General features: G+C 55.0%; 20 protein-coding genes. 2 read left to right on the forward strand and 18 right to left on the reverse strand.

Annotation, left to right across the window (positions count from 1 at the left end; translation table 11 throughout):
- From FEM41_RS02145 to FEM41_RS02195, 11 genes are all read right to left on the reverse strand, one after another.
- Positions 1 to 447 carry a phage virion morphogenesis protein gene (locus FEM41_RS02145; protein WP_138093993.1) on the reverse strand — a complete coding sequence of 149 codons (447 nt, stop codon included), beginning with the start codon at positions 445 to 447 and terminating at the stop codon, positions 1 to 3.
- Positions 440 to 871 carry a phage tail protein gene (locus FEM41_RS02150; RefSeq protein ID WP_138093995.1) on the reverse strand — a complete coding sequence of 144 codons (432 nt, stop codon included), beginning with the start codon at positions 869 to 871 and terminating at the stop codon, positions 440 to 442. Before FEM41_RS02150 ends, FEM41_RS02145 begins: the two co-directional genes overlap by 8 nt.
- Positions 834 to 1,082: an Rz1-like lysis system protein LysC gene (lysC, locus tag FEM41_RS24800; protein ID WP_241666606.1), complete on the reverse strand. Its 249-nt coding sequence runs from the start codon at positions 1,080 to 1,082 to the stop codon at positions 834 to 836. Before lysC ends, FEM41_RS02150 begins: the two co-directional genes overlap by 38 nt.
- The gene (gene lysB, locus FEM41_RS02160; RefSeq protein ID WP_168198861.1) at positions 967 to 1,395 is read right to left on the reverse strand and encodes an Rz-like lysis system protein LysB; all 429 of its coding nucleotides are present in this window, start codon (positions 1,393 to 1,395) and stop codon (positions 967 to 969) included. The genes lysC and lysB overlap by 116 nt, the downstream gene beginning before the upstream one ends.
- A complete protein-coding gene (locus FEM41_RS02165; protein WP_138093999.1) occupies positions 1,392 to 1,907 on the reverse strand; it encodes a lysozyme in 516 nt (171 codons plus the stop codon). The genes lysB and FEM41_RS02165 overlap by 4 nt, the downstream gene beginning before the upstream one ends.
- Positions 1,888 to 2,103: an HP1 family phage holin gene (locus tag FEM41_RS02170; RefSeq protein WP_138094001.1), complete on the reverse strand. Its 216-nt coding sequence runs from the start codon at positions 2,101 to 2,103 to the stop codon at positions 1,888 to 1,890. Before FEM41_RS02170 ends, FEM41_RS02165 begins: the two co-directional genes overlap by 20 nt.
- Positions 2,104 to 2,106: 3 nt before the next feature.
- Complete coding sequence (locus tag FEM41_RS02175) at positions 2,107 to 2,310, reverse strand: tail protein X (RefSeq protein WP_138094003.1); 204 nt, start codon at positions 2,308 to 2,310, stop codon at positions 2,107 to 2,109.
- Positions 2,310 to 2,774 (reverse strand): head completion/stabilization protein, encoded by a 465-nt coding sequence (locus tag FEM41_RS02180; protein WP_138094005.1) that lies wholly within the window; start codon positions 2,772 to 2,774, stop codon positions 2,310 to 2,312. The genes FEM41_RS02175 and FEM41_RS02180 overlap by 1 nt, the downstream gene beginning before the upstream one ends.
- 96 nt (positions 2,775 to 2,870) lie before the next feature.
- Positions 2,871 to 3,518 (reverse strand): phage terminase small subunit, encoded by a 648-nt coding sequence (locus FEM41_RS02185; RefSeq protein WP_138094007.1) that lies wholly within the window; start codon positions 3,516 to 3,518, stop codon positions 2,871 to 2,873.
- 3 nt (positions 3,519 to 3,521) lie between these two features.
- Positions 3,522 to 4,613, reverse strand: a complete 1,092-nt coding sequence (locus FEM41_RS02190) for a phage major capsid protein, P2 family (protein WP_138094009.1) — start codon at positions 4,611 to 4,613, stop codon at positions 3,522 to 3,524.
- Between the two features lie 16 nt (positions 4,614 to 4,629).
- Positions 4,630 to 5,460 (reverse strand): GPO family capsid scaffolding protein, encoded by an 831-nt coding sequence (locus tag FEM41_RS02195; protein WP_138094011.1) that lies wholly within the window; start codon positions 5,458 to 5,460, stop codon positions 4,630 to 4,632.
- Positions 5,461 to 5,602: 142 nt separating this feature from the next.
- Between FEM41_RS02195 and FEM41_RS02200 the strand changes: the two genes are divergently transcribed.
- Together FEM41_RS02200 and FEM41_RS02205 are read left to right on the forward strand one after the other, a co-directional pair.
- Positions 5,603 to 7,369 (forward strand): terminase ATPase subunit family protein, encoded by a 1,767-nt coding sequence (locus FEM41_RS02200; protein WP_138094013.1) that lies wholly within the window; start codon positions 5,603 to 5,605, stop codon positions 7,367 to 7,369.
- Positions 7,369 to 8,403, forward strand: a complete 1,035-nt coding sequence (locus tag FEM41_RS02205) for a phage portal protein (RefSeq protein WP_138094015.1) — start codon at positions 7,369 to 7,371, stop codon at positions 8,401 to 8,403. Before FEM41_RS02200 ends, FEM41_RS02205 begins: the two co-directional genes overlap by 1 nt.
- On the opposite strand, the gene FEM41_RS02210 is transcribed toward FEM41_RS02205, so the two are convergent.
- From FEM41_RS02210 to FEM41_RS02235, 7 genes are all read right to left on the reverse strand, one after another.
- Positions 8,382 to 9,158, reverse strand: coding sequence for an MAE_28990/MAE_18760 family HEPN-like nuclease (locus FEM41_RS02210; RefSeq protein WP_241666562.1), 777 nt, complete (start codon positions 9,156 to 9,158; stop codon positions 8,382 to 8,384). The genes FEM41_RS02205 and FEM41_RS02210 overlap by 22 nt on opposite strands.
- A gap of 25 nt (positions 9,159 to 9,183) precedes the next feature.
- Complete coding sequence (locus FEM41_RS02215) at positions 9,184 to 10,332, reverse strand: DUF262 domain-containing protein (RefSeq protein ID WP_138094019.1); 1,149 nt, start codon at positions 10,330 to 10,332, stop codon at positions 9,184 to 9,186.
- A 352-nt stretch (positions 10,333 to 10,684) separates the two neighbouring features.
- Positions 10,685 to 10,861, reverse strand: a complete 177-nt coding sequence (locus tag FEM41_RS24470; protein WP_168198752.1) for a hypothetical protein — start codon at positions 10,859 to 10,861, stop codon at positions 10,685 to 10,687.
- Between the two features lie 122 nt (positions 10,862 to 10,983).
- Positions 10,984 to 13,212, reverse strand: coding sequence for a replication endonuclease (locus tag FEM41_RS02220; protein ID WP_138094021.1), 2,229 nt, complete (start codon positions 13,210 to 13,212; stop codon positions 10,984 to 10,986).
- Positions 13,205 to 14,059, reverse strand: a complete 855-nt coding sequence (locus tag FEM41_RS02225; protein WP_138094023.1) for a DNA adenine methylase — start codon at positions 14,057 to 14,059, stop codon at positions 13,205 to 13,207. The genes FEM41_RS02220 and FEM41_RS02225 overlap by 8 nt, the downstream gene beginning before the upstream one ends.
- Positions 14,056 to 14,283: a TraR/DksA family transcriptional regulator gene (locus FEM41_RS02230; RefSeq protein WP_138094025.1), complete on the reverse strand. Its 228-nt coding sequence runs from the start codon at positions 14,281 to 14,283 to the stop codon at positions 14,056 to 14,058. Before FEM41_RS02230 ends, FEM41_RS02225 begins: the two co-directional genes overlap by 4 nt.
- Entirely contained in the window at positions 14,283 to 14,513 is a 231-nt protein-coding gene (locus FEM41_RS02235; RefSeq protein WP_138094027.1) for a DUF2732 family protein, read from the reverse strand. The genes FEM41_RS02230 and FEM41_RS02235 overlap by 1 nt, the downstream gene beginning before the upstream one ends.
- Positions 14,514 to 14,532 lie beyond the last annotated feature (19 nt).

Consider the following 14,532-nt stretch of genomic DNA (forward strand, 5'->3'; position numbering starts at 1 on the left):
CTATCCTATAAACCAGCGTAACAGAATATCCCGGATGTTCACTTCCGTCTCATTGTTAACGCCCAACAGACGGCGCTCAGGGTAGCGAACCTCCGGGCCATTTCGGGTAACGCGATCCCGCAGGCCGTAGTGGTGAACGCGGGCGATACGCTGCACCTTACTGGCAAACTCCACACTCGCCGCGTCCGCGCTGGCGGTAGTTTTCAGATACCTGGCCGTGCGCATTTTCGCGAACATCTGACGCCTGATGCGCCCCTTCTTGCTGCGCGCCGTCATTCGCCGCGGCTCCCAGACACTTCCGTCAGGATTGCGCTGTCGCTGTATATTCTTCTGCTGGATGCGGCGCAGCTGCTGCGCCACTTCCCGCATCATACGGTTTCTCGCGGCGGGCTCCAGATTTGCCAGCAGTGCCGCCAGCCAAGCGTCAACGTTCTGCAGTTCAGCCACGCTTCACCGTCCACATTTCTTCCGGCACATCCGGCTCCGGCACGGCCTCGACGCGGGAAACCCCGCCGTCAGCGCTGACCAGCACACGCTCCGTCAGTTGCAGATTGATGCTGATATCGCAGACGTCATTGCGCAGAATATCCACCTGAAACGTGAACAGCTTTTCCCGCAGCTGCGGATTATTGATGGCGTCAGGCTGGTTATCACTGAGCCACAGCAGCACCGGCGCCATCAGCAGGTTCTGGTCGCCGCTGAAATCCTCAATCACCAGATTCAGGGTATAGCGATATTCCCACGACATGGAGCTGGCGCCGGTCGCCACCAGGGCGCCATCATCCACAAACAGGTGCAGCTTGTCCGGGTTATCCCGGACATAGGGAACGGCATCACTCAGGGCGCGGCGTAAGGACTGCGGCTTGTTCACTGTCTCGCTCCTGACACGCAATGATCGTGTCCACTTTATCGGCACAGGCCGCCCAGGCGGCCTCGGTTTCATCCAGCAGTGCGTTCAGATCGCCGTTAGTGTGTGGCGCTGACTGTTCCAGACGGCACTGCGTCACTGCCGGACAGCCACTCACGGTAAGCTGCACCTCCTGCAATGGCCGGTCGCTCCCGCAACCTGATAATGTCAGCAGGCAGGGAAGCATCAGCCCAGCGGCGTAAATCCTCATTTTCACGTTTCAGTTCCTCGATCCGGCGCTGGCGGCTTCGCAGCAGTGCGGCAGCCTGTTCCGCTGCCGCATAGAGCCGCATCTGCTCCCGGCTGTTGGTTTCGGTCAGAATGGACAGGCTGATTAGCTGGCTGTTGGCCTTCACCAGCTTTTCCTCCCGGCTTTTCAGAGTCTCCCCCTGGCGCTCGATAGTCTGCCGGGCATCACTGAGCCGCCACGACTGCCAGCCCAGCGCAGCCAGCACCAGGATCAGCGCGACGGCCAGCGCACGCATCACTGCGGCACCCCTTTCAGACACCAGGCCAGCTCCCGCGTCCGGCGGTTATCCAGCCCCTTATTGAACACGCCATTCACATAAACCCAGCGAGGTAGCTGGTCACAGGCCTGCCACCACTGCTGGCGGTTGATATAGGCGACCATGGTTGACCGGCAGATAGCGCCAGTCCCCACGTTAAATCCGATACTTACCAGCGCGTCATAGACATGCTGCGGCGGCTTCACCGCCAGGCAGGCATCCAGCCGTTTCTCCGTCATCAGCACATTGGTGATCAGCCCCTGCGCCGCCTGGCGCTCTGTGATGGTTTTGCCCGGCACCACGCCGGACGTGTTACCAATTCCGTCGGTCCACACGCCCGCGCTGCACTGATACGGCTGCAGGCGGCAGCCCTCAAAATCGGCAATCAGTTTCAGCCCTTCCACGGAGGTGTGGAGCAACTGAAATCCCGGCAGCGTGGCGGCAATCGCCAGCACCACACCCACGGCACAGCGTTTAACGACCTGCAGACTCATATTGCCCCCTGGTTATTTGCCCGCTCTCCAGCAGCCGGTAAGCCTTGCGACGGTAATACCAGCTCACCAGGAACATCGCGATCCCCAGCAACATACCGGTGATGGTTGCCACGTCCTGCAGATCAAACTTTCCCAGCTTCGCCATCAGCACAGCGATGCAGTACGTGATAAAGGCGCTGATTCGCTCAAGTGTCATTGTTCAGTCCCATAGCTGGACGGTCTGCGCGATAACGGCATCCGGAAGATCCGGCATTTCGACCTGCAAACCGTGAGGTAAAAAGGGGCCATACTCTGCCAGCCCCGGATTCGCCCGCAGCACCTGCTCGGTGACGCCCTGCGTGCGCCCGTAGTGACGCCAGCAGAGCGCGTCCACCGTGTCAGACTGGTGCGCACGCACTTTCATCAGATCAGCTCCACCGTGCAGTGCGGCGCATCCTGCACCCGGCGAATGGCCCAGCGGGCATCGCGCCACAGCTCCCCGCAGGCCTCCGCCAGCTCTTCACCGCGTTTGACGCCTGACGATGTGGCGTCATAGTCCTGGTAGCGTTCATTGAGCACCGCCCGCGCCCAGCACCACACCGCACTGGTGTAGTGGTGGATTCGCTGACTCTCTCCGGCCAGCCGTTCGGCGGGCACATCCGCCAGACTGTTATATCCCCGCAGCTCCTGCCGTTCCCGCCAGGGGTACAGCTCGGCATTCACCTCCGCCATGGCCGTCAGCACCACCTGGCGCAGCCGCGCCGGGGTGACGGTGCCATCCACCCGCATCGCCTCGCGAAACTTCGCCAGATCGAGATCGGGCCAGAAAGAATTATTGGGAATGACCTCCGCCGTGGTCGGCGCCTGCTCCGGCGCTACAAATTTCATGCGGCTTTTCTCCTGAATGGGTGGGCGGTGGACGGGGTTTTGATGCGGCCAGCGGCCTGTCGCCACCCCGTGCCGCCCGTGCGCGGGGCACGTTCGTTAACAGCCATTGCGCAGTCTGCGCTCCAGCCGCTCTTTGTCTTTTTTCACACCGCAGCGTGAATCGAGCTGCAGCGCATGATTAAGGTGGTTCAGCGCTGCCGCCGGGCTGTGCTCCGTCAGCACCAGGCCAATGGCTTTATGCAACCGGGCGCGGGACTGGTCCGGCATATCGTGATCGGCGGTCAGGTCCAGGGTCTGCAGCAGCAGCGCCGGGTCAAACCCGACAGCGGCCAGCAACGACGACTGCGCGGCGTCGGCCATCTCTTCGGCCAGCACCGTCGGCACGGTACGATTGCCCAGCGGCATCACCCAGCCCTGGCTCAGCGCATGGCGCCCGATTTCCAGCGCACCGGCATAGTCTCCGGCGTCCAGGCGCCACAGCATTACGTACATCACCACGTCATCCTGGTGTGCGCTCCCGGCGGCCAGTACCCCGGATACCCAGGCGGCATACTTCGGCAGCAGCTCCACCTTGATTTGCGCCTTCTTCACCGTGGACTGGATGCCCTTAAGACGGCGGCGATCCTCTCCCAACTGCATCAGCATCAGGTCATAGCCCGATGCATGGCGGGCACTGCCGCCCTGCCGGGCGGCCTGCTCTGCCTGAATGCGCTGGCGGTGCTGTCGTGCAGGACTCAGGCGCATGGATTACTCCCCGCTACCCGGGTTTTCTTCCGGGGTTTCCGGCGTGCTGAAATCACCGAGCTCGATGTTTTCCACCAGAGCCGCGCAGCGGTAATCCTCCACCACATAGGCCTCGTTGACGGATTCAAAGTTTTCGATGCGGTCACGCTTCGGGTTATCGATAACCGAACGGCGGCGGGTTTCCTCCTGCCAGTAGATAGAGAGGTTATCCAGGCGGGTGATCAGCAGCGCATTAGCCGGGAAGAACGGCGCCCGGACGGCCTTTAATCCCCCCATGCGTTTCTGGCTGATAATGAGATCGGCGGCCAGCTTTTCACTGTTTTCCTGCTTCTTGTTCACCAGCGGGAAATACTTGTCCGACAGCAACTGGCGGCCACAAATCACCACCAGATCGTCATCGTCCTGGAATACTGGGTCGATCAGCTCGTCAATGGCATCCATCACCACGGCGTCCAGGTTTTCATAGCCGCCGCCCTCCAGTTCAGAGGCGCCGTTACCCACCTTGACGGGTTTGGCCGTGGTCGTGCCGTCTGCGGTGCTGCTGCCCAGTACGCGGTCCGGCGCATCCTCACGGATTTTCTGCAGCCAGCCCTTATTGACGTCCTGCAGCAGCGGGTTTTTGGTGCGATCTGACGTTTTTTCACGCTTCACGCCATTAAAGCCAATCATGATACGGTCCAGCGCCTGGCGCTGAATAATGTGGTTGCGGATACGGATCTGGAAGTCCTGAAATTTCGCCCACAGGTCCAGCTTCGCGTAGGTCAGCGTGGTGTCGAAGTTGGTCTGCTCACACTTAAATTCCACGTCCGACATGTCGGTTGGATCGGTCGGCTCACGCTCTTTCGATGAGGTGTCCGTGGTTCCGGCAATGGTGCCACCGATACCCAGCCCCAGCAGCTGGCCGGACTGCTCCGGCACGCCCACGATATTGATACAGGTGAGAAACGCGGCGGACTGCTGGATCTCATCTTCCAGCGTCTGCGCCACGGATGGCTCGACGGTGAACTTGCTCGACAGCTCATCCACCGGCACGCCATTGATTTTTGCCAGCTGCACCAGGTAGGCGTTAAAGGCAAAACGGGTATTCTTTTTCATCAGTTCAGGTGCTCCATCAGCAATTTGTCAGGGTGCCAGCCGGGGCATCACCGCCCGGGGCGCGCTGGCGATAATCGGCGCGGCTGTCCTCGCGACTCAGTTTGTCCTGCAGTTCCGCAAAGGCGGTCTGCTGCGCCTTAAGGTCAGCTTCCAGTCGGGTCAGGCGTTCGCCCTGGTCGCTCAGGGATTTGTCGGCGCGTTCACTCAGGCTCTGCTGTTCGGTGGCGATCAGCTCCACGGCCTGGTTCACATCAGAGAAGCGCGCATCATCGGACTGCGCTTTTTTGCCGAGCAACGCGGTGACGCGGGCAAAGAGAGAGGGCTTATCGTCCACCTCTTCCAGTTCGATCTGCGTTTCTTCGGCGGCGGTGAACAGGTTATCCGGCGCCTGCTTACGTTTCGCCAGCGGGTTGTGTGAGGCGCTGGCGCTGAATGCCAGCATTTCGGTGCCGAGGCTCGCCGGGTCGTCGGTGGCGGCCAGGCCCACCAGGTAGGCTTTGCCGGTGTCGGCAAATTTCGGGCTAACCTCCATGGAGGTGAAAAGCTTCTGGCCCTTCTTCACCAGTTCCACCAAGGCGCTGGTCGGTTCAACGTCGGCATACAGCGCCATCTTGCCCGTCAGCGGCCCGTCCTTGATTTCTTCTGCAACCAGCGCCGTTACCTTTCCGTAGCGGTTAAAGGTGCTGTCCGGCAGATAAGACTTGATGTGCTCCAGGTTAATCAGAGCGGTATAGACCGCCGGGTTGTAGCTGGCTGCCATCTGTACCAGCCACTCGCGCTGGATCTCGCGCCCGTCCGTGGTGGCACCTTCCACCCCGATACGAAAACGCTTTGCTTTTACTGTCATGAGCAGGGCTCCGTTAGAAAAAACTCTGTGAAACCCTATGTTTGCGGTGAGAGGGGGCATGAAACAACGTGCGGGCCTTGTGCCCTGAACCACACAACGCCCCGGCGGAGAAAGCGTCCCGGTCAGGCCGTATGTTTGGGCCATGGAAAACACACTGACACCCGCAGACCTCGATCCCCGACGGCAGGCCATGCTGCTGTACTTTCAGGGATACCGCGTAGCCCGCATTGCCGAAATGCTGGGCGAGAAAGTTGCAACTGTTCACAGTTGGAAGAAGCGCGACAGGTGGGGCGAATACGGCCCGCTGGACCAGATGCAGCTCACCACGGCGGCGCGTTACTGCCAGCTCATCATGAAGGAGCACAAGGAAGGGAAAGACTTTAAGGAGATTGACCTGCTGGCGCGCCAGTCTGAGCGTCACGCCCGGATCGGGAAATTCAGTAACGGCGGCAATGAAGCCGACCTGAACCCCAACGTGGCCAACCGCAATAAAGGGCCGCGTAAAAAGCCGGAAAAGAACGCCATCAGCGACGAGCAGATCGCGCAGCTGGAAACCCTGTTCCGCAACGGGATGTTTGACTACCAGCGCCACTGGTGGGAAGCCGGGAAACTCCACCGCATCCGCAACCTGCTGAAATCACGCCAGATCGGAGCCACCTACTATTTTGCCCGGGAAGCGCTGATCGATGCACTGCTGACCGGTCGTAATCAGATTTTCCTTTCAGCCAGTAAGTCGCAGGCCTACGTGTTTAAGCAGTACATCGTGGAGTTCGCCAAAGAAGTCGATGTGGAACTGAAAGGCGATCCAATGGTGTTACCCAACGGCGCCACGCTCTACTTTCTCGGCACCAATGCCCGCACCGCGCAGAGCTATCACGGCAATTTGTACCTTGATGAATATTTCTGGATACCCAAATTTCAGGAGCTGCGCAAGGTCGCTTCCGGGATGGCGCTGCACAAGAAGTGGCGCCAGACCTACTTTTCCACGCCGTCCAGCCTGACACACAGCGCTTACCCGTTCTGGTCCGGCGCGCTGTTCAACCGGGGCCGTGCCAAAGCAGACAAAGTGGATATCGATATCAGCCACAGCAGCCTGGCCGGTGGCCTTCTGTGCGCTGACGGCCAGTACCGCCAGATCGTCACCGTCGAGGATGCGGTGCGCGGCGGCTGCAACTTGTTCGACCTCAACCAGCTGCGCCTGGAGTACAGCCCGGACGAATACCAGAACCTGCTGATGTGTGAATTCATGGACGATCTGGCCTCGGTGTTCCCGCTGGCCGACCTGCAGGCGTGCATGGTGGATAGCTGGGAAGTGTGGGAGGACTTCCAGGCGCTGGCGCTGCGCCCGTTTGGCTGGCGTGAAGTCTGGATCGGCTATGACCCGGCCAAAGGCACCCAGAACGGCGACAGCGCCGGTTGCGTGGTGGTGGCACCGCCTGCCGTATCGGGCGGCAAGTTCCGCATTCTGGAGCGTCACCAGTGGCGCGGCATGGACTTCCGCGCCCAGGCGGACGCCATCAAAAAGCTGACGGAACAGTACAACGTGACCTACATCGGTATTGACTCCACCGGCGTCGGCCACGGCGTCTATGAGAACGTTAAAGCCTTTTTCCCGGCGGTCCGGGAGTTTGTCTATAACCCCAACGTGAAAAATGCCCTGGTACTCAAGGCGTGGGACATTATCAGCCACCGGCGCCTGGAATTCGACGCCGGTCATACCGACATTGCGCAGTCCTTCATGGCAATCCGCCGTTCCACCACCGCCAGCGGCAACCGCCCGACATACGAAGCCAGCCGCAGCGAAGAAGCCAGCCATGCCGACCTGGCCTGGGCGACGATGCACGCCCTGTACAAAGAGCCGCTGCAGGGCGAAACCGCAAACACCAGTAATATCGTGGAGATTTTTTAATGGGTAAACGTAACAAGCGCAACCGCCAGGCCGCGGCAACGCAACAGGCACAGCAGGAAACCAGCAAGGCCGAGGCGTTCAGCTTTGGCGACCCGGTGCCGGTGCTGGACCGCCGCGAGCTGCTGGATTATGTGGAATGCGTACAGATGGACAGGTGGTATGAACCGCCGGTCAGCTTCGACGGACTGGCGCGCACCTACCGCTCCGCCGTGCATCATAGCTCACCAATTGCCGTTAAGCGTGATATTCTCAGCAGTACCTATATCCCACATCGCCTGCTCAGCCAGCAGGCGTTCAGCCGTTTTGTGCAGGATTATCTGGTGTTTGGTAACGCCTACCTGGAGAAACGCACCAACCGGCTCGGCGGAATCCTCTCACTGGAGCCCGCGCTGGCAAAGTACACCCGCCGCGGCGTGGACCTCGACACCTACTGGTTTGTGCAGTACGGCATGACCACCCAGCCCTATGAATTCACCAAAGGCAGCGTTTTTCACCTGATGGAGCCGGACATTAACCAGGAGATTTACGGCCTGCCCGGCTACCTGTCCGCCATCCCGTCCGCGCTGCTGAACGAATCCGCGACCCTGTTCCGCCGTAAGTACTACATTAACGGCAGCCATGCCGGATTTATCATGTACATGACCGACGCGGCGCAGAACCAGGAAGACGTGGACAACATCCGCAAGGCGATGAAAAGCGCCAAAGGCCCGGGTAACTTCCGCAATCTGTTTATGTACAGTCCGAACGGCAAGAAGGACGGCATCCAGATCATTCCGCTGTCCGAGGTCGCGGCAAAGGACGAGTTTCTGAACATCAAGAACGTGAGCCGCGACGATATGATGGCGGCTCACCGCGTGCCGCCGCAGATGATGGGGATTATGCCAAGTAATGTTGGCGGCTTTGGTGATGTGGAAAAGGCCAGTAAAGTCTTTGTCAGAAATGAATTAACCCCTCTACAAAAATGCTTATGTGAACTTAACAAGTGGGCTGACGAAGAAATCATTACCTTTAGTCAATATTCACTAGAGGTTTGATATGTCATTTCAGCAAGTTTCGCCGTCAACTTACTAATCAAACCATCACACAATTTGGTTATTTGTCTAGTGGCCTCTTTAAGCTCTTGAGGGGTCACTGAATCAAACCCCTCACCATGAGCAATTCTATTTCTCTTTTTTAATAACTCATCAATAATATTGAGGTACCCCACACGCCTACGTTTCTTTTTTGGCCTCCATCTAGATTCAATAATATTAATCACATCGATTCCCTTTACTGAATCATCATCTACAGCCCGCAATATCGTTCTCCTCAATGAATCACCTATTTGAGACTCGATATTATACATTTCAGAAACATCAAAGTCATTAATTGACAACTCATCCAAAACTAAAGGAATGTCAAATACATTAAATATACGTTCAATTGTATCAACTGTTGGATTTGCATTTGTAGAAGACAATTTATCGCTATCAAACTGTATTGGCAAAGACCGTTCAACATTCATTATAAAATCAGAAAAAGATTGACATTTATTATTTCTAACCTTATCAGAACAAGTAACAACATGTTCTGATAGCATCCGAATTGGTACTAACGAAGGTGCAATCTCTAACTCATTCAGTTCATCAACAAATTCTTTGCACATTTCACGAACAAAACCTTCAAAATAACCGCAAAGTAAAACCAAACCAGAGCGAGTCAAAGCATTTATGGCCGTAATATTCCCTCCTGGCTCAGTGTTTTTCTCTGCCATATTTGCAAGGAGGATTATCTCATCAAATCTCTTCATGTAAACAGATCTGCACTCCATGCCGTTACCCCATCAATGCTTCAGTCAGGATCGTGCTCCTACTTAATGCCGAATTCTTTTTAGAAGTCCCCTGAAATAGATTTTTCCAGTACCCATCATTCTGAAATACACTAAATGCTTTATCAGCAAGTTTATCTCGCCATCCATTCTCAAATGCCCTAGAGAAAGCTACCATTTGAGACTCATAAATAGATCCATTAATTCTATTTTGAAAAAAACCTTCTTTCGGATCGACTTGATTCTTGGGTTTTCTAAAAGCAGTCCCTGGTCCCAATTCGTTATAAATCAAATCAACCGTACCATAGAAAAGAGTTTTAATATACTCAGCCCTAGAGCTTGATATTTCACGATTATCTTCCATATGTAAATTCAAATATTCCGAGTAATTATCAGAATAGTCAGAGGTACTAGTTAACTCTCTATATGCCATAAACCTTAAAACTAATTCAACAGCTTTCATTGATTTAGCATCTTGTTCAGGCAAGGAAATCAAATCTTCAAATTTTTTGTATCTTGCCAAATCCTTTAAAAGCTCATTATAACTCCCCCTATATACACAATTACGAACCTCTTGATCAGAAAGCGATGCGCTTCCAGTGTTCAGTCGCTCAAACACTTCAAACTTCAAAGCCTCATCAGACTCATTAAGGACCACAATACATCTAATTGCTCTTTTGGCTATATTTGAGCGAAGAACCCGGTCTAATTGAAGATACTCCTTACCATTAATCTCAGAGATTATTTTCAGACCACTAAGTTTAAGTGGAGTCAATCCAGAATCAGGAAATAGATTTTCTATCTCAGTTGCTTTAATGAATCTAAAAAGAGAGGTTAAGCGCTGCTGCCCATCGATAACACTAAATGTACCGTCTTTTTCCTCAGCCAAATAAACAACAGGCACAGGTATATTAAGAGCAATAGATTCAATAAACCTAGAAGCTTTAACATCATCCCATTGATATTTCCTTTGATAATCAGGTTCTAGAATCAAATCTCCCTCAATTATCATATCAACAAGTGTACGCACCGCGTAATCATACGGCTGTATCACCACTTTTCTTTCTTTTATATGTTCATAGGGTTCAATTTCGTTTTCAACGTCAAAATCATCATTTGGTTCAACAGGTATTTGTTGCTCATTCATCTCAGTCATTCTCATCTCCTCCTTCTCTTACAGTTCCTTTGGAAAACTTAAACTACCGTTGATTCAAACTATAGATAATTACAGTAAACAATACCATAGATAACATAAGCGCGCGCTCGTATCCCCGCCACGCCTGCCCGCTTTGTGTAGTGGTTTTCATGCACCTGCATGACCAGAACCAGACCCCGCCAGTCATGGCAGGACTCAGCAAAAACGATCCTCAAACGATCATGCGATTTCATGCAGCATAGACATGCACAACAGCGCTAACGCCTCGCGAAGCTCGTTGTTCAACCCTGCGAGCGGTAAAAACCAGTTTTATCGCCCGCACGGTTTCCAGATATCCATCCCGAATGAGGGCTTAGTGAAGCTCATCCGGCTCGTTTTGTAGCTGCCGCTTTAGCAGCCTGGTTGTCAGTTCCGCAATCCAGCAAAGCGCCAGATCTTTATCCTCTGCACCGCAATGGCTGTCAGCTACCAGCCGCGCCACCAGGTCAATTCGCTGCAATGTGAGCGATTCAAAAAGGCGATCGTTCACTCTTCCCCCCTCAAGGAAAAATACTGTACATTAATACAGTATCACAAGTAGCGAAAAACAGGAAAGCCCCCTATATTGCGGACCGCTATTTACCACACTGATATAAAATAACTTTTTTATATTTATGGTGTTTCCTGAGCTAAAGCTGATGTACGCAAGGCCATAAATCTGGAAAGTATTTTCTCTTTGGTAATCGGTGCCCGCGCCCCAAAAACAGCACCACTGGCCGATCCCCGGCACCAGTGCCCGGCAATGCACGTTCGCGTACCGGCCATCAGATGCAGAGCTTCCCCGCGGCTAATAGTTTCCCCGGTCAGATCGTGAATTTCTCCGATGGTCCTGGTGATCGCCCGCTCCTGCCGATCATCACCGTGCCTGAATTTCCGCCGCTTCGGCGGTTTTTCCGCCTTTAACCGGCCAATCAGCGCCCGCCTTTGCTTTCGGGTCAGCGGCCTGGTGAAATCAATCTCAGGATCTTGCGCCGGTGGCTCCGTACAGTTATTGACAGAACTCCGAGAGGCCGCTGACGCGGCCTTAAGGTCAAAACCTTCGGCCTGCGGCCGCTTTGGTACAATCTTCCATTGCACCAGACGGGTTAAGATGGGGGTATCCGCTCCCACCACGGAGTCATAAACCCCCCTGATGCGGATAGTCTCTTCCCCGTATTCGTTGCAGCTATCGGTTGGCTCATACCAGGTACGCACCTGCAGCTCATCACGGCGCACAAACGGGCCGCCCTGCGCATTCACATAGGCCGCCCAGTCACCACCATCAGCAGCGTCATGCACCGCCGCAAATTCCACGCTCAGACCATGCGCAGTTTCTGTATCCGCCATGCGGCGCAGTTCTCGGTATACCGTGACCGGGGCACCACCGATAAACTGAAACTGACGGATACGCCAGCGGGCCGCCCAGGCAGACACCGCCGGAGCCGTCTCTTTCAGCAGTTCACCGCTTTCATCGTCACGCTCATCGTCCAGGGCATAGCCATCAATATTTTTGCTGATGTACTTCGCCACATATCCGGTGGCGCTGCCTTTATCCGGATCGATGGCCTCGGCATGAAAACGCGCCTTTCTGGCCTTGTCGCTTTTCAGCTCGACATAGTCCTCCCGCCAGGCATAATCCCGGATAACCTGACGCACATAGTCAACATCTTCCGGACGCATGAACATCAGCATATGCCAGTGCGGGGTTGCGTCGTGATGAGGCTCAGCCACCCGGATACCAAACACCCGAACGTCATCGCGGTGCAGTTTGGCGCGGATTCTGGCCCACAGGGAGGTGAGGTAACGCTGGGTGTCCGCCGGGCTGGCGCCACACCACTTATGATTGCGGTAGCCCGCCCGGGTAGTGGCGTGATAGCGGGAAGGTGCGGTCAGGGTATAAAACTCACCAACAAACCCCAGATCGTTGCAGATATTCTCAAAGCCACGGATGCGGGTCATCAGCTCACAGCGGCGAATGGCGGGATTAGCCACGCTGCCGTCATACTTGTCGATCAGGCTGATGCGGTTGCCCTCTTCATCTTCCAGCTCCATCCCTTTCAGAAACTCCCGGGTGCGCCGCTTCTGCTCCCGCCAGTCAGTAATACAACCGACGCTGGCATACACATGGCCTTTTTTGCTGACATTGCCCATAGCGATCTGCAGGTGCTCCTGCCATTCCGCCGCAACCCGGCGCAGGTGCCCACGCCACCACTTTTCATTCATCATGCGGCGGATCGATGGATAGACTTCATCGCCATCAACGAACCGGCCAGAGATACGCTCCCAAAGCGGCGGAGTGGTGTTGAAATGATGGGTAATCAACGCGGCGCGCATATAGAGCAGATACAGCGTTTGCAGGTCGCTGGCTCCCTCCAGGCTGGTGTCGTACTCGGCCAGCTCGCTGATGATGAAATTCGCGATATCCCCGGCCAGCAGTTCTATATCCGATTTTGACATGTCCTGCAGACGGTTATAACGGGCGGTCAGGTTCACCATCCTGGAAGCCATATAGCGAATATCAGCCTGGTCAAACTGCCCCCGGAATACCCCGGCAGATAGTTCCCGACCAATCCCGGCCAACTGGTATTTCTTTGCCACCTTCTCAAGGCGTGGCAATGCCCTCTGACAGAAATTAATCAAAAAGGCATTGGCTCGCTTTGCACCGTGCTCACGCTCCAGCGTGTTATAGCGCCGGTTGATATCCCGGCTTACGCTCTCAGGCTGTTTCGCCAGCACCTCGCGTGAATGCAGCAACGCCGCGATCAGATGATCACGGCGGCGCTGTTCTTCATAGGTCATATACGGGCTGGGAATAGCCTCTTTTGGGGCGTTCCAGTCGTACTGATATACGGCATTAGCCATGAGCAACTACTACCGACCAATCCCGCCCCTTGCCCGGCTCAACAGCAACCCATGGCGTACCACCAGATACTGCGATAATTTCGCGGGCGGCCTTCCCTTCACCAGCGGCCACGCCCATGCTGCGCGGGGCGGAGATATGGTGGCGGGTAAAATCACGGTACAGAGAGCGCACCAGATGCGTGTCACTATTGGACGCTATGACCGGATACCCTTCTGATGACCGACGCTTAAGAATCGACGCCAGATGATACTGATCGTCCTCGGTAAAACCGGCAGTGTGATAATTGCTAAATGTGCCGTCGTATGGCGGATCGCAGTAAACCACGTCACCGGGACGTAGCATTTTCAGCGTTTCGTCATAGCTGGCGCAGATGAAGGTGGCACGCTGCGCCTTTTCTGCAAATGCCCGGATCTCTGCTTCTGGGAAATACGGATTTTTATAATTACCGTAAGGGACGTTGAACTGACCACTCAGGTTATAGCGGCACAATCCGCGATAGCAATGGCGATTGAGATACAAAAACATTGCCGCCTTTTCAACTGCTGAAATTGACGTCAGATAATTAAATAACTCCCGTACAACATAATATCTATCAGGGGTATTATCTTTTTCAAAATGCTCACGGGCAGCATTTATAAACCATTCTGTATTTTCTTTTACCTGGCGATACAGATTAATCAGGTCAGTATTAATATCCGCAACAAGATAATAAGGATAGTCTGTTGCCATCATGACAGCACAGGAACCGGCGAACGGCTCCACCAGGCGCTGGCCTGCGGGCAGATGCTTAATCAGTTCCGGCATAATGGCAGTTTTATTGCCCGCCCATTTCAGGATAGAGCTCATACAGCACCTCCGTTGTAGTGCTTCCCTTTCAGTTCAGCGATTTCCTGACAGGTGACGCAGCACTGCACGCCCGGGATGGCACGGCGGCGTGCTGGCGGGATAGGTGCATCACACTCAATGCAGAGAACACGAGAAACACCCGGCTTTCTGGCGCGGGCGGTGTGGATGTGGCGCTGACGTTCTTCTTCAACGCGCTGTTGTACAAGATCCATTGCGTCGGCCATTAGTGGATCTCCCCGGCTTCGTTCAGATAGCGGGCCGCCTCTTCCCTCAGTAATTCCGCCGCCTCTGCGTGACTGAGCTGACGGGATGTAATGCGGATCGCCAGACTATCCATCCGGGCAGCCACTGCCTCAGCCCGAGCGCGGCGTTCCTCAAGTCGTGCTTTGCTCAGCAGCGCATTAATTGCTGCTTCATCGTTAATTCTGAATTTCCTGACTTCGGTATTTCTCATAGTTGTTTCTCCTGATTTC

The sequence above is a fragment of the Jejubacter calystegiae genome, assembly GCF_005671395.1.
Taxonomy (GTDB): domain Bacteria; phylum Pseudomonadota; class Gammaproteobacteria; order Enterobacterales; family Enterobacteriaceae; genus Jejubacter; species Jejubacter calystegiae.

Coding starts and splice junctions, on each gene's coding strand:
- FEM41_RS02175 (WP_138094003.1), bottom strand. CDS start 2,310: ATGAAAGTGCGTGCGCACCAGTCTGACACGGTGGACGCGCTCTGCTGG.
- FEM41_RS02165 (WP_138093999.1), bottom strand. CDS start 1,907: ATGAGTCTGCAGGTCGTTAAACGCTGTGCCGTGGGTGTGGTGCTGGCG.
- FEM41_RS02190 (WP_138094009.1), bottom strand. CDS start 4,613: ATGAAAAAGAATACCCGTTTTGCCTTTAACGCCTACCTGGTGCAGCTG.
- FEM41_RS02200 (WP_138094013.1), top strand. CDS start 5,603: ATGGAAAACACACTGACACCCGCAGACCTCGATCCCCGACGGCAGGCC.
- FEM41_RS02235 (WP_138094027.1), bottom strand. CDS start 14,513: ATGAGAAATACCGAAGTCAGGAAATTCAGAATTAACGATGAAGCAGCA.
- FEM41_RS02230 (WP_138094025.1), bottom strand. CDS start 14,283: ATGGCCGACGCAATGGATCTTGTACAACAGCGCGTTGAAGAAGAACGT.
- FEM41_RS02180 (WP_138094005.1), bottom strand. CDS start 2,774: ATGAAATTTGTAGCGCCGGAGCAGGCGCCGACCACGGCGGAGGTCATT.
- FEM41_RS02220 (WP_138094021.1), bottom strand. CDS start 13,212: ATGGCTAATGCCGTATATCAGTACGACTGGAACGCCCCAAAAGAGGCT.
- FEM41_RS02185 (WP_138094007.1), bottom strand. CDS start 3,518: ATGCGCCTGAGTCCTGCACGACAGCACCGCCAGCGCATTCAGGCAGAG.
- FEM41_RS02170 (WP_138094001.1), bottom strand. CDS start 2,103: ATGACACTTGAGCGAATCAGCGCCTTTATCACGTACTGCATCGCTGTG.
- FEM41_RS02195 (WP_138094011.1), bottom strand. CDS start 5,460: ATGACAGTAAAAGCAAAGCGTTTTCGTATCGGGGTGGAAGGTGCCACC.
- FEM41_RS02205 (WP_138094015.1), top strand. CDS start 7,369: ATGGGTAAACGTAACAAGCGCAACCGCCAGGCCGCGGCAACGCAACAG.
- FEM41_RS02215 (WP_138094019.1), bottom strand. CDS start 10,332: ATGACTGAGATGAATGAGCAACAAATACCTGTTGAACCAAATGATGAT.
- FEM41_RS02210 (WP_241666562.1), bottom strand. CDS start 9,158: ATGAAGAGATTTGATGAGATAATCCTCCTTGCAAATATGGCAGAGAAA.
- FEM41_RS02225 (WP_138094023.1), bottom strand. CDS start 14,059: ATGAGCTCTATCCTGAAATGGGCGGGCAATAAAACTGCCATTATGCCG.